The organism is Mesorhizobium sp. M4A.F.Ca.ET.022.05.2.1 (assembly GCF_003998845.1).
Classification (GTDB): Bacteria; Pseudomonadota; Alphaproteobacteria; order Rhizobiales; family Rhizobiaceae; genus Mesorhizobium.
In genome coordinates, this window is sequence record NZ_RZOJ01000004.1 from 43,224 (window position 1) to 56,847 (window position 13,624).

General features: G+C 57.7%; 9 protein-coding genes and 2 pseudogenes. 2 read left to right on the plus strand and 9 right to left on the minus strand.

All coding sequences use genetic code 11. The features are described 5' to 3' along the window. Nucleotides 1-698 precede the first annotated feature (698 nt). The 4 genes and pseudogenes from EN745_RS01325 to EN745_RS01340 form a co-directional block, all read right to left on the minus strand. Nucleotides 699-2,027 (minus strand): HAMP domain-containing sensor histidine kinase, encoded by a 1,329-nt coding sequence (locus EN745_RS01325; RefSeq protein WP_126063917.1) that lies wholly within the window; start codon nt 2,025-2,027, stop codon nt 699-701. Then, complete coding sequence (locus tag EN745_RS01330) at nt 2,024-2,683, minus strand: response regulator transcription factor (RefSeq protein WP_024505389.1); 660 nt, start codon at nt 2,681-2,683, stop codon at nt 2,024-2,026. Before EN745_RS01330 ends, EN745_RS01325 begins: the two co-directional genes overlap by 4 nt. Nucleotides 2,684-3,302: 619 nt before the next feature. Continuing rightward, a pseudogene (locus EN745_RS01335) lies at nt 3,303-3,735 on the minus strand (helix-turn-helix domain-containing protein); the annotation flags it as partial. Nucleotides 3,736-3,979: 244 nt separating this feature from the next. Next, nucleotides 3,980-4,438, minus strand: coding sequence for a response regulator transcription factor (locus EN745_RS01340; protein ID WP_224570033.1), 459 nt, complete (start codon nt 4,436-4,438; stop codon nt 3,980-3,982). Between the two features lie 754 nt (nt 4,439-5,192). Here EN745_RS01340 and EN745_RS01345 point away from each other — a divergent pair. Next, a complete protein-coding gene (locus tag EN745_RS01345) occupies nt 5,193-6,314 on the plus strand; it encodes a DUF418 domain-containing protein (RefSeq protein ID WP_024505387.1) in 1,122 nt (373 codons plus the stop codon). A gap of 794 nt (nt 6,315-7,108) precedes the next feature. Here the strand turns inward: EN745_RS01345 and EN745_RS36730 are convergent. Continuing rightward, nucleotides 7,109-7,325 (minus strand): annotated as a pseudogene (locus tag EN745_RS36730) (transposase); the annotation flags it as partial. Between the two features lie 524 nt (nt 7,326-7,849). Here EN745_RS36730 and EN745_RS01350 point away from each other — a divergent pair. Then, nucleotides 7,850-8,062 carry a cold-shock protein gene (locus EN745_RS01350; protein WP_008874821.1) on the plus strand — a complete coding sequence of 71 codons (213 nt, stop codon included), beginning with the start codon at nt 7,850-7,852 and terminating at the stop codon, nt 8,060-8,062. A 228-nt stretch (nt 8,063-8,290) separates the two neighbouring features. On the opposite strand, the gene EN745_RS01355 is transcribed toward EN745_RS01350, so the two are convergent. From EN745_RS01355 to EN745_RS01370, 4 genes are all read right to left on the minus strand, one after another. After that, entirely contained in the window at nt 8,291-8,761 is a 471-nt protein-coding gene (locus EN745_RS01355) for a MucR family transcriptional regulator (RefSeq protein WP_024505385.1), read from the minus strand. Between the two features lie 894 nt (nt 8,762-9,655). Beyond that, the gene (locus EN745_RS01360) at nt 9,656-10,198 is read right to left on the minus strand and encodes a tetratricopeptide repeat protein (RefSeq protein ID WP_081714429.1); all 543 of its coding nucleotides are present in this window, start codon (nt 10,196-10,198) and stop codon (nt 9,656-9,658) included. A 53-nt stretch (nt 10,199-10,251) separates the two neighbouring features. Next, the gene (gene sctV / locus EN745_RS01365) at nt 10,252-12,315 is read right to left on the minus strand and encodes a type III secretion system export apparatus subunit SctV (RefSeq protein ID WP_024505383.1); all 2,064 of its coding nucleotides are present in this window, start codon (nt 12,313-12,315) and stop codon (nt 10,252-10,254) included. Between the two features lie 232 nt (nt 12,316-12,547). After that, on the minus strand, nt 12,548-13,438 hold the full coding sequence (locus EN745_RS01370) for a hypothetical protein (RefSeq protein ID WP_024505382.1): 891 nt from the start codon (nt 13,436-13,438) through the stop codon (nt 12,548-12,550). Between the last annotated feature and the right edge of the window lie 186 nt (nt 13,439-13,624).

Below are 13,624 nucleotides of genomic sequence, written 5' to 3' on the forward strand. Positions count from 1 at the left end.
CACTCGACCACATTAATTTCGGGCGGTTCGCCGGCGCTCCGAATGGCACTTAACACCAGATCCTCTCCAAACCCGTGATGATCCAAGAGGAAAACGAAAAATCCCTAAATCATAAAAAAGCACCGATACGGTCGGCTCCAGGCTGATGAAATTGCGGTCTCACTGGCCACGCACGATACTTGCGATGGCGATGGCCATTGCAAAGGCCGGTCAAGCACCCAAGACGCTGACAAGCACGCCTCCGACCAAAGCTCGATCGTTGGCAGCCTTTCTAGCCGTATACTTGGGGCATTTTGGGACGGCGATCCGGACGCCGATTAAAACCTGCCGGTCGTCTAAATGGAATGGTTGGTCCGGGTCCTTACTGGACCCCGCCAACCCGATCGGGCCGGCGCACAGGGGCACCCAGACAATTGGACACGTCGCCTTTGCGCGGCGGCTTGCACTTTCTCGGATGGCCTTTTTTCTCCCCGGGCGAAATCGAGCGAGCGGTGAGGCGGAGCCTTCGATTTTGCCGATCATGTCGTGTCGCTTCGATCGAACTGCTCAGACGATGATAGCGGCATTGATTGCCGCGGCCGAAATGCGTTGTGTGAAGTACGATTTCTACGCCGTATACATACTGCCGTACAGTTCGCCCTGTCAGCAGCCTTGCCAGCAATCCGCCCTGTGTCCAACTGTCGTCGAATTCACCGGTGTCATTGAGGAATTCGTATGATCGCCTCGAAACCATCATTGCGACCGCGGGCGGGCGACGCAAGCTCTAGACTGCCACCGATCCGCTGGATAACCATGTTAGCGATATGTAGACCAAGGCCTGAGCCCGCAGCAGGAGTAGCACCACGACTAAATCGCTTTGTAAGCCCTTCGAGGTCGGGGAGGGGCACCACCGGTCCGGCGTTTGCAATAGCGATGGTTCCATCAGTTTGGACGGAAACTGTTGTCGGAACAGTGGGCAGTCCATGTATCAGCGCATTCTCGATCAGGTTACGAAGGAGGATCCCAAACGCATCGACATCCACTTTGCGCATCAAAGTGGTGCAGCCGTCGACGTTAAGATGCAGGCGTCCGGCATATTGCGGCTTTTTCCTCAGGTCGTCGATTTCCAGCCGAACCGATCGGACAAGATCGATCGCGTGATCCGCCATGCCAACCCCCGATTCGGCTTGAGCGAGCTGAAGCACTTTTTCGACAAGGCGGCCAAGGCTCGACAGCGCTTGCTCGATGCCGCGCGCACGCATTTTGGCCGACCCATTGGGAAGCTCGGCCACTAATCTCTGCATCTGAGCGATTGAACCTGCGATCGGCGTGCGCAGTTCATGCGCACTGTTTGCGGCGAACTCGCGTTCGGCCTCGAGAGCCGCCCGCAGACGATCGAGAAGCCGATTGACGGATGCCGCGATTGGAGCCAACTCTGCCGGGAAATCGCCCAAGTCCATTGGTGACAGATTGCCGCCGTCGCGCGATCCGATCTGCTGTCGCAGTACCTCGATTGGCCGCAGCGAGCGCCGGATCACGATCCACCAAACAGCTAAGCTAAAGGGCAGGAGCACGAGTGTCGGAAGGAAGACAAAAAGTGCGCCCTTCGCGATTGTGGTACGGCGGCCATCAAGCGGTTCGGCCAACTGATGATACACGCCGTCTTGGATCTCCTCTGTGTAGACGCGGTAATCAGCGTTTCCCCAAAAGCCGTTACTCAGGGGAGCATCAGGGAAGGGCTGCTGACCCTCTTCCGGTTCGGAAATAAGCACTACCCCGTACTTATTAATAACCTGCTCACGATAGGTCCAGTACTTTTTATAAGTTGGCAAGTGGTTATTGTATTGATCAACGTGTTTTCCATTCAAGACCTTGATCAGCTCTGGTTCTCTGTACTCTGCGCTCGCCTGGAGCAAGTCATCCGAACTTTCGTTTACATTATTGCAAAAAATGAACGCAGCAATGGTTGGGGCGGCGATCCAAACCAGGAGCGTTGCCCCGCCTAACCACGATATCAGCTTTCTCGTCATGCTGTTCGAGTTCGTCATGTGACCACGAGCCTGTATCCGGAGCCACGCACGGTTGCTATTCTATCCCCGCCGATCTTCTTGCGGAGCCGGCTGACATAAACCTCCACTGTGTTGCTCTCGAACTCCGAATTGAATGAATAAAGCGCGTGCTCGATCCTCCCCTTTGAAACGACCGAACCGGGCCGGCGTAGAAGGCAGTCGAGCACCGCCCATTCGCGTCCAGACAGGTGGACCTCCTGCCCGTCGCGGAAGAGGCGTCGCTCGGCTGCCTGTATGGAAAGCGTCCCAACCGAAAATTGCGGCTCCGGAAAATGCCCTTGGCGACGTGCCACTGCACGGATGCGTGCCGAGAGTTCCCCCAGATCGAACGGCTTGACCAAATAGTCGTCGGCGCCAGCGTTGAGCCCCTCGATGCGGTGCGAAATCCGATCGCGGGCTGTCAGAATGATGACCGGCGTTGTATCAAGCCCCTTGATCAGCTCCCGCAGATAGTCGATGCCATTGCCGTCCGGCAGGTGAACGTCGAGCAAAATAACGTCGTAGCCGGCCACAGCTGCATGACCGCGCGCTCCGGACAGGCCCTCGGCCCAGTCGACCGCGTGGCCACCAGCCACCAAATGATCGTGCACAGCACTTCTAAGGTCGTCGTCGTCTTCAATGAGCAGTATTCGCATCAGGCTGCCGAGCTCCGGTATGAGGGCAAGGCTCCTGCCTTATTGATCGAAGCTGACAGTAGGCTGAACCGGCGCCAGCGAATATCTGGGGGCTTTCAGGCTGCTGTCAGCTACAATTGCAAGAAAGGGGTCGTTAACAAAGCCAAACGAAGAGGCCTTATGAAACCCCTCCTGATCTCGGCACTTTTGCTCAATGTGACCACCGGCGGCTGTACACTGGTTGGCGGGCAATTCGACGTGGCGGTCAACGAATGGCAGCCGCGCCACGCGTCAATGTCCAGGCTTGAAACTGACAGGTGTCTTAAATACGAGGGCACCGTAGCGGGTGCCTCCAGTTATCGAACAGTGCCTAGCAGGTCAGAAGTGCACTTTGACCATAGGGGTCGTCCGTATTTTCGGCGCTCGCGAACAGAGTCGACGGTCAATCGATGCGCCACTGCCAGAGTCTGGAACGGTCAAGTGTTTGTTATCCCCCGTCCGGGCCATATTCTCTGCCGAGGACCAAGAAGGCCCTATTTTCGGTGCCCACGAACAGAGCCAACGGTCAATCGATGCGCCACTGCCAGGGTCTGGAACGGTCAAGTGTTTGTGATCCCCTGTCCCGGCCGTGTTCTCTGCCGAACTCGCCCTTGTAGTCGGCACACCAAAGATCGTTAGGGCGACAGCCGTTTGAAAGTGGTGTCCCCGTCGCCCTGTTGCGCCTGCGCTTGCGGCGCTCGACCATGCCGGCGGTCGAGCACGGCATGCACGGTCGAGATCGCGGGCCGGTGCACATCCGGATACAGCCGGGCCAGCCGCTCGCGTATCTTCGGCGCACCCCATGTCGGCTTGTCTTGCTTGAGGCGCACAATCAGCTTCTCGATTTGAAACGGAAGCTGATTGGCGTGGCGATAGGGCCGCCGCGATCGGTCCGTCAGCCCCTCCAGGCCGCTGTCGTTGTAGCGCGTGAGGATCTTGTAGCCGGTCTTGCGCGAGATATCGAACTCCCGGCAAAGCACCGCCATCTTCTCGCCGTCCAGCAGCCGGGCGACGAACTTCAGCCGCTCTTCCATGACGTTACACTCCTTCCAAGGCACCTTGCTCTCCTTGCAAAGGGCCGAAAGTGTAACCCATCTATCCGGAATGAACTGTCACCCATCTTTCGGGAAGGGCAGTCATGGCCAAGGCAACTGGAAGCCGAATTTTCTTTTAGAGTATGAATCAGCGCCGTCTGCCGAAAAGCGCGTCCACGATCTTCCCTTTTGAAACGACCGTGCAGGGCTGGGGCAGACGGTAGTCGAGCACCGCCCATCCGCGTCAAGTCAGGTAGACCTCCTGCCCGTCGCGGAAGAGGCGTCGCTCGGCTGCCTGTATGGAAAGCGTCCCAACCGAAAATTGCGGCTCCGGAAAATGCCCATGGCGACGTGCCACTGCATGGATACGCGCTGAGAGTTCCCCCAGATCGAACGGCTTGACCAAATAGTCGTCGGCTCCAGCGTTGAAGCCCTCGATGCGATGCGAAATCCGATCGCAGGCTGTCAGAATGATGACCGGTGCCGATTCAAGTTCCTTGATCAGCTCCCGCAGATAGTCGATCCCATTGCCGTCCGGCAGGTGAACGTCGAGCAAAATAAGGTCGTAGCCGACCACAGCTGCATAATCGCGCGCTTCGGACAGGTTCTTGGCCCAGTCGACCGCGTGGCCACCAGCCACCAAATGATCGTGCATAGCACTTCCAAGGTCCTTATCGTCTTCAGTGAGCAGTATTCGCATCATGCTGCCGAGCTCCGGTATGAGGGCAAGGCTCCCATCTTATTGGTCGAAGCTGACAATAGGCTGAACCGGCGGCAGCGAATTATTTGGGGAGCTTTCAGGCTGCTGTCAGCTACAACTTGCAAGAAAGGGGTCGTTAACAAAGCCAAACGAAGAGCCCCTATGAAACCCGTCCTGACCTCGGCACTTTTGCTCAATGTGACCCCCGGCGGCTGCATCAGCAAATTGATTTGGGAAACAGGCGCGCCGGTTCTAATGACCGACGCAGGCCGAGGTCTGGAACAGCTGGACCAGCGAACGGCGTCTTCGGTTTTTCAGGCAACAGCCACATGGAAGAATATGATTGGCTCGACCATGCGCCGAGCTTTGTCGAACGGATTGGTCGCGGGCGCACTACCACAGATTATGGCAGGTTTACGCCCTGGCCTTGACACCCGGGGTGATCGTCACCGGCGGAGCCGCGGCGTACTGATCGGATATCTAACGTCGCTGAGTCTCTCGTCGGTGCAGTGGATCTCTCGGCTTAGCCATCATGCAAAAAACGACGGTTCCGCGACACCACTTTTCAGGTCCGTGACACAGGCTTTGTGAGCCGATCTGTTGTTCTTACCCCAGGCTAATGGCTGAACAGCTCTGTCGCCGGCTCGATGCGCCAGATGGCGCGATGTTTTGAACCCTTTCACGAGGCGACGGCAGCAGCCGACCGGCTCTCCTATCGCGGCTCCCGCGATCCACACACCCAGCAAGGGAATCTACCATGGTAATGAAGGCACCGGTTGCCGACGCTAGGAATGGGTCGGTAGTAGATCGGCTGGTCGGCATCGACCTCGCTCGGGGCCTGGCTGTCTTCGGGATGTATGCCGCCCATCTCGGTCCCGACCCCGGCGAAGGAGGACTAGTCGGGTTTCTGATGGAACTAACCCATGGGCGGCCGTCGGCCCTGTTTGCCGTATTGGCCGGTTTTTCAATCCTCCTGATTACAGGTCGCAAGGCGCCGAAGTCGGGGATAGCCGGTAGACAGGCCATCGCCAGAGTCGCAATTCGTGCCCTTGTTTTGCTCGCGCTTGGCTCAATCCTGGGCTGCCTCGGTACCCAGGTCGAAGTCATCCTAGAATACTACGGAATTTGCTTCTTGTTGGTATTGCCGCTCCATCGGCTCAGCGCATATCAGCTGGGCTTGATCGCTGCCGCTACGGCATTAGTTCTCCCGCAAGTCCGTTCCTCCCTTCTGTCGGTTGCCCCCAACCTCCTCGACCCGGTCTTCAACCTCATGGTCAACGGCTACTATCCCGCGGTGACCTGGGTTCCTTTCCTCATCGCTGGCATGGCCATCGCGCGCCTTAATCTTAATACGCTAGCAGCGCATTGGCGCCTTGGTCTGGCGGGGGTCGCGCTGGCCGTGTTGGGCCATGGGGGATCCTTGCTCGCGCTGAGTTCCCGCGCTTTGACTGAAACCTCCTTGTGGTGGTCTGACGTTGACGGCGCTTTTGAGCCTTCCAAGTCGTCATTTATAGTCAAGTCGTCATGGATAGCCGCACCTCATAGCGAAACGACGCTTTCGATCGTGGGCAGCACCGGTTGCGCAATGATCATCTTGGCGGCTTGCATGCTCGCTGTGGATGCGCTCCCGCGTCTGCGAAAGCTGGTCTGGCCAATAATCGCAGTCGGCTCGATGTCTTTGACGGCCTATGTGCTGCACATTGCGGGAATAGCCTATCTTATGAAGATAAACATTTTCAAAGACGAGAGCCTGTCCACGCTCTTTGGCTTCGTTGTGGTTATCAGCACTTTTGCGGTGCTTTGGCTGCGCGTCTTCCAGCGAGGACCGATGGAAGTGCTGATGGGTAGGGTCGCAGATCTCGCGCGTCACATCCGCTGAGCACCGCCGCGCCCCGGCCTCCCGATCACATTACGGACAAGGTGGGGCTTTGTCCAAAGCTTGTTCGCGGCAGGGGAGGGTACTTCCTCCCACCCTGCCGCCTTGTTGATGGAAGCTAAAACGGTCGCGCAGGCGCTAGAGTTGCATCGGCATAATCAGCTTAAACTCGCGAAGTTAAACCCGCGGTTGGTCTATCTCGGCCCGCCTCACCTGAAAGGCTAAGGTATCCGTTTCGGTCAAGGGTTTTAGGGGCCATTTTCGCTGCGCCTTGAGGAGAGCGTTTGCTAGGATGAGGAGCTTTCGCAACAAGATGATGACCTTTGCGGGTTTGCCTGCCGCCTTTAGCGCCTGGTATTTTGCCTTGAGGTCGGGGTTGAAGCGCAGGGCGAAGGGCCGGGCATGTAGAGGGCCTGGCGAACATTGGCCCGGCCGCCCAGGCGCGGCCGCTCCATTTTGCCGAGGCCGGCGAGGCTTGCGGCCTTTGGTTCCGAGTTCCGGCATGTCGATGGTGAGTGTGCAGGCGGTGGCATCCGATGCGCCATATGCTGGTCAGGATTTCGCGGCGCTGGACAGCGTCGGGATCGGCTTTCATGAGGGTAAGCATCGTCTGATCGATATCGCTGAGTTCACGTGGATCTGCTTCCAGCCACTCGTTGTTGTGGCGCCTGAGCAAGGCAAGCGGTCAAGGTCTGGCTCTGGTGCTGGCTGCGGTGCGATCCCCGCACGGGCCAGGTGCCGATCGTGTCGACGATCCACCTCGCCGCGACCAGAGAGCTGCTACTCTCTTCCGCTGTTCATTCTGGCCTCTTCGCAATGAATGTCATAAAATCACCTGTCGCAATTAATGGTTTTTGATTTGGCTCCAGCAGCTGGCAGATATCGCCGAGAGTTCCGCAGAGAGCGTCGAAAGTTTTGGCCGCCTTCTTCCGCAGCCGCGCCTTGAGTTTTGAGCAGACCTGTCTTGATCGGGTTGAGATCGGGCGAGCATGGCGGCAGGATCAGGAGCCAGTGCCCTTTGGCCAACCAGTGGGCGGCGCGTACCTTGCCGACAATCTGGGGTTCCGAACCCGACAGTTGGTTTTCAACCCGACAGTGGCCCGCCTCAGAGCAGGCTACCGCCCTTCGGAGCAGGCAGAAGCTAATCGAGGTTCGCGGGTTCCGGTTTGAATGTGCAGGTCGCTGCGCGCCTGATCTTTCGGTCTGGCGGCACATGACAAAAACCCTCATTTTGGCCGACGATACCCGGTCAGGAGCGGGTATCGCAGTCGAGAAGCGACCCGAGCACGTCCACAAGATGTGCCGAGTTTGCAAGGTGTGTCATTGTTTCTGTCAACGTTCGAGCGACAGCGCACGACGAAACGTCTGGCATACGCCTCGTCTGGCACGCGCCTCGCATATGTTGCAGTTGCTGCTGGAGATCAGGCGATCGAGTGGGCCTTGCAATTTTCCGATTTTGATGCGCCTAAAGTCTCGTGTACAAATCAGGCTGGCGTGAATGGCCTGCCTAAGTTGCGACTTATTACAAAGGAATGGATATGGCGACTGGAACGGTGAAGTGGTTCAACAGCACGAAGGGTTTTGGTTTTATTCAGCCTGACAACGGCGGTCAGGATGTCTTTGTCCACATTTCCGCTGTTGAACGAGCGGGCCTGTCGACCCTTAATGAGGGCCAGAAGATCAACTACGAGGTGGAACAGGATCGCCGCACGGGAAAGTCCTCTGCAGGCAGCCTCAGCAAGGCTGGCTAACGGTCCGGGAAAGCCTTGGCAAGGTTCGTCATCGCCGGAACGCATTGACGGCTCGAAACCCGGGCCGGAGCATGCAAGTTAATGCCGCGGCAGGGATTGCTGGAGCCATCATGAATTACTCTGGAAATGAGGCTCTTGGACGGGAAAGGCGGGGCTCATCCCCGCCCTTTGATTCCGCGCAGATTGGGCCAACGGCTGCTGCGCGTCCGAACGACTGTTGATACGGATTTAGGCTGCGACCTTCTTGCGGGTCCGTTTCGCCGGCGCCGTGGCTGGGGCTTCCGGCTCTTTCGGTTTGCGGCCGAGTCCCATGGTCTTGGCCAAGGCGGAGCGCGCAGCGGCGTAATTCGGCGCCACCATGGGATAATCCGACGGCAGACCCCATTTGGCGCGATATTCGTCTGGGGTCAGACCATAGTGCGTCGCCAGATGGCGCTTTAGCGATTTGAATTTCTTGCCGTCTTCAAGGCTAATGATGTAGTCCGGTTCGATCGACTTTTTGATCGGGACAGCAGGTTTTTTTACAGGCACAGGCTCTTCTGCCGGTATGAGTCCAGCCGTGCCGTTTAGAGCCCCGTGCACTTGGGCGATCAGGGCAGGAAGCTCCCCCGCCGGGACGGGGTTGTTGGAGACGTAGGCTGATACAACATCGGCAGTGAGCTCGATGAGGATGTCGGTCTTGTGGGGTTCTTCTGTCATAAACTTCTCCGGGCAGCTTGAAACACAGTTGGGCGAAGTGTCGCTTCATAGTGGCGGTTGCCGCTGAAAGCAAATGGATCGACGGGTGCGCTGCTCCTCCACCATTGAAGTCTCGGCGACGCATCCCGTCATCGTCCATCGCTAAAGGCAGCGTATTGAATTATGGGAGCGGTCGCGCCCGCCCCACCATAGCGATACAGCAAGACAATCAAAAAAGCCGGTCTTTGCTTGGCCCCAAATCTTTTCTCCTTTCGTGAACGCTGAGCTGCCAAGCTGCTACAGTTCACCTCGCGGGGCAACCGTGCACAACACAGGAGTCGCCCGAGCGATACATTCTTCACTTGCCGCTTATCAGCGCTGGTGATTGCACTTTGCAGCCTGCCTCCGGACCCGCAGCGCTCACGCTGTTGGTTTTGCGCCTGCAGGCGTCGGAAGTCGGATCGCCGCAGCTAATTTCCTCAGGCGGACGAATTCAACAAATCGATTGTTTGGATCGAAGGCATCCACACCATCGATGCCTCTAGAATAGGATCCAGCTACAATCACCGTGCTGTAATGGCAGGGACGGCCAGCACAAGCGCGACACGATCCGGCGGGTCCATCGCTGCGTTACGTATTCATGGCTACTGCATCGGGCGCTCGGTCGACCGCCTTAAGCCAGGTCGCCGCATTGCGAGACGGTGACCGGCGAGGGAGAGGGCGCTCTGGCAACGAAGCGAGGCGGGTGGCCTTGCGGGTGGCCGCGTGATGTCATCCGGCTCTCCTGCCGATCTCTGCCGGCCAGATCTGGAGCAACTGTTTTGCATAGATATGGCTCTCTTCAGGGGGCCATCTATGATGGGAGCCGAGCGCGTGTTCGAGCCGGGGAACAGGCTGCGCATGCACTGTGCCCACCTATTGCGATCGTGCTAACCTTGGTTGTTTGGACTTGCCGTTAAAGGCAAGCGACAGATTGAAGTTATGCTGCACCATCTGATTGCCTGGCTCGTTTTCGAGAGCTCGCCGATACAGGGCCTGTGCCGCGTCATGCCGCCCCTCAATGTCCAAAATCACGCCCTTCGCATTCAATGCACGTACGTTTCCTGGGGCTGCAACCAAGACGCTGTCGAGCACCTCAACCGCTTCGTGCGGGCGCTTCTGGCCCACCAAGGCATTTGTAAGTCGTATCGCCGCATCAACATTGTCCGGGTGCTGCTTCACCTCATCCCGCAAAGCCCGCTCTTGAACATCCTGACCAACTTCGCGCAAAATGCGTTCGCGCATAGCCGGATCGATTTGATCGGCGCTGAGCAACTCGGGGGAAGATGTCTCCTGCACGGAAAGAGCCGGCTTTTGCCAGCTGGCGCAACCGCCCAAAGGCAGAATGGCGAGTACGGCAAAAAGAAGTGAGTTCCGGCGCAGAAACATAGGCGATGGAGAAACTGTATTACTATTCATGTTATCTCTCAGTTATCGGGGAGGCGCGTGGCGTTCAGTTAGGAAAGGTGGGACTACTCTAACAATCCGCTGTTCGATCCGTGCGGGAGTGTGACGGATCCTGCGGGGCGAATTGTAAAGTCGGAGGCGAGGTCTTGATAAGACAGCACGGCGAGATCAACCCCGTTTCGCGTCAGAAAGCCGCGGACGAAACGTCGGACATCCATCGACGTCAACAGAATAGGGCGGGTTTGACCCGGTTCTGCGTTCGAAAGGACCTGACGTATCTGTGATAGCATCGCTTCGCTTTGCCGATCCTCCAGTGCGAGATAGGGGCCTGCATCCGAATCTCGAACCGCGCCACGCATCACATCCTCGCTCTCGCGCTCGACGACCAGGGCGGACACGATGCCCTCCGTGTTGGCATGGCGGTGGCAGATCTGTCGCTTCAAACCAGAACGGACATATTCCGTCAGCAGGGCAACGTTCTGCTCACGCTCGCTCCATTCGGCCAATGCCTCCAACACGAGACGGGTGTGGCGGATTGGGATACCTTCCTCCAGGAGGCGGCGCAGAACATCGGCAATCCGAGGAATCGGCGTCGTGCGTAGCACCTCTTTCACAAGCTCAGAATATTCCTGCTCCATTCGGCCCAGGAAATGTCGGGTCTCTTGGATGCCCACCAATCGCGGTGCGTAGCGGGTCAACGCTGCATGGACGCGCAAGGCGAGGAGTTCGCCGGGAGCCCTATGCTCCGTGCCGGCGCCCGTAAGGGCCTTTGCAGGGGTATGTTCAACCGGGAGTGTGTCCGTTTTCGGCTCACGTCTAAGGGGGACACCGCTCGAGTCGACGTGCGCTACATCGGCTCGGAGCGCCATCTGGTTTGGATCTAAGGCGTCCTGTTCGACTGGCACGCCCTCGACATCAATTCGGAATTGCGATTCAGGCAGCTGCTCGTCAACCAAGACAGGGATGCGAGGAACGATAATGCCCAGATCGGCTGTGACCAGGAGCGAAACGCGCCCAATATGTTTTTGCAATTCGGCTTGATCGACCGCCTGCATAAGATCTGGCGCTAGAAAAAATGCGATCGGGAATTCCTTCGCAGGCGCGGCTTGCTTAGGCTCCGCTGCAGTTCCACCTTTCGCATCGGCAGTGCCGGCGCCCAGCACATCAGCCTTGACAATGCTTACCGCAGCGAACACTGCGGCCAGCATCAGAAAGACGGGGAGGGGAAACCCAGGAACGAACCCCATTACAACCAGGACGCCGGCCGCCAGTCGCAAGGCTCGAGTGCTGGCCGTGAGCTGACTGACCATTTCTGTACCGAGGTTGATCCTCGCCGTCCCAGTCACACGGGTGACGATGGTCGCCGCAGTAATGGAGAGCAGAAGGGCCGGAATCTGCGATATCAATGCATCGCCTATCGTCAGCAGAGTGTAGTGATGCAGTACCTCGCCGAAGGACATGCCCTTGGAGAGCAGGCCGATCGAAATTCCACCCAGCATGTTGATGCAGATAACCACCAGCCCGGCGATGGAATCGCCCTTCACAAATTTCATCGCGCCGTCCATCGCGCCATAGAGTTGGCTTTCCTTCTCCAATTCGGCGCGCCGCCGGCGGGATTCGTTGGCATCGATGTGGCCGTTGCGTAGCTCTGCGTCGACCGCCATTTGCTTGCCCGGCAGAGCATCCAGCGTGAAACGCGCCGCCACTTCTGCCACCCGTTCGGCACCCTTCGCGAGGACCATGAATTGCACCATGGTGACGACCAGAAATATGACGAAACCCACCACGATATTGCCTGAAATGACGAAATCGCCAAAAGTATGAATAATGCTGCCGGCCTCCCCCTCGGCCAGGATCAGTCGCGTCGTTGCGACCGTGAGCGCGAGACGGAATACAGTGGAAATCAAAATAACGCCGGGCAAAGAGGAAAAATCAAGTGGAGTACTGACATACAGGGCAACCATCATCAGCAGTATGGCCAACCCCATATTGAATCCTATCAGGGCGTCGACCACCACGACCGGGATAGGCATGACCATCATCGCGACAGCCAGAAGCAGCATCAACGCAACCATTAAATCCGGGCTGGCCGGCGCACGCTTGATGAAGTCACGCAGGACGTTGGCCATCGAGACACCTTTGCAATCGGTTGAGACTTACTCTGCTGTTACGCCATGAAACGTGGCTTTCGAACTCCGAAGGCGCCTCAGCCTTGGCCAGCGCGTGACCCTGCATGAGAGCCACAAGCAGGCGCGAAATGGCTGGGCAGCAAATGTTTCCAACGCAGCCAGCTTGTCAGCACCGAGCGCGACAGGATGTTTGGCTGGCCATAGAGTGCTGCTTGATGGGGCCTGCGAGCTTTCAATATTGGAGAGCAGCAATGCGGCCATTCCTGCTCAGCAGCACACGGCTGTCCTCAATACGTTCGACCACCCATCCATCAGCCAAAATGGCGCCGACAAAATACTTCTCGCTGTCGATGACAATATATGGTTGGACCCCATGCCACACAGCTTCGACCGCGATTGCGGATGGCGCCTTCTCCTCTTTGATGAGCACTCCGTTCACCAGTGTTAGAGTACCCTTGGTGCGACGATCGAACGATTGCTGAAGCTTCTGCCAGCTGATGACCGATTCAGACGTGACGGTGCCTTCGGCGGTCACAACACCCTTTGCCGACCCAATCTTGACGTCGAGAAGACCCGCTCGATCGACTTCCTCCTGCAGCTCTTGGGCCGCTGCCTCCGTAAGTTCATTGTCAGCGCGGTGACTGATCGTTCTGGACGCGACTTCAGCCCGAAGTGAATTGGGGCTCGATCCACTTGCATTGCCAAGATAGGAGATCGTGCCTGAAAGCGCGCCGATCCCGAGTGAGCTGATTATGACCATGGCGAGCACACCGATCGGTAGGCGCGGTATGCCGGTCGAACCAGGCGGCTCTGCATCCTGCACGGACAAAGCAATGGACATCTCGCCTACGAGCAGGACGACAGGAAGGGGCACAACAACGGACTGGCCTGCGGCGATATTCCGGTTGCCCTCGATACTGAGTCCGGGTGCAAGCGCCTCCAGTTCGATCGACTTGCCAAGAAGAGTTACACGAAGGTGATGCGGTGCCAGTCCCTGCTCGACAAAGACCAAATCGGCATCGAAGCCGCTGCCGATTAAACACTTTTGAAGATCCGTCTTGCCGGTCAGACCGCAATAGTGCCCCGAACGCACTTCGAAACGGAGGGAAACGGCGTCATCCACAGAGCATCTCTCAAACAGGATAGAAGCCGCATGGCAATTGCCATGCGGCTCATTTCGGGACTACGTCGCGTCAATAAGGAGACGCGCTAGGGGGCAGTCTAAAACCCGCTTCCGACATTACGAAACGCGTTCGTCGGCGGCCTTCTTGATGGTCTGGAGATTGGTCGTTAGAGTGCGCAACTGGAC

Excerpts from the sequence above, each read along its gene's own strand:
- EN745_RS01360 (WP_081714429.1), bottom strand. The coding sequence starts at position 10,198 with ATGAATAGTAATACAGTTTCTCCATCGCCTATGTTTCTGCGCCGGAAC.
- EN745_RS01330 (WP_024505389.1), bottom strand. The coding sequence starts at position 2,683 with ATGCGAATACTGCTCATTGAAGACGACGACGACCTTAGAAGTGCTGTG.
- EN745_RS01340 (WP_224570033.1), bottom strand. The coding sequence starts at position 4,438 with ATGATGCGAATACTGCTCACTGAAGACGATAAGGACCTTGGAAGTGCT.
- EN745_RS01325 (WP_126063917.1), bottom strand. The coding sequence starts at position 2,027 with ATGACGAACTCGAACAGCATGACGAGAAAGCTGATATCGTGGTTAGGC.
- sctV (WP_024505383.1), bottom strand. The coding sequence starts at position 12,315 with ATGGCCAACGTCCTGCGTGACTTCATCAAGCGTGCGCCGGCCAGCCCG.
- EN745_RS01355 (WP_024505385.1), bottom strand. The coding sequence starts at position 8,761 with ATGACAGAAGAACCCCACAAGACCGACATCCTCATCGAGCTCACTGCC.
- EN745_RS01345 (WP_024505387.1), top strand. The coding sequence starts at position 5,193 with ATGGTAATGAAGGCACCGGTTGCCGACGCTAGGAATGGGTCGGTAGTA.
- EN745_RS01350 (WP_008874821.1), top strand. The coding sequence starts at position 7,850 with ATGGCGACTGGAACGGTGAAGTGGTTCAACAGCACGAAGGGTTTTGGT.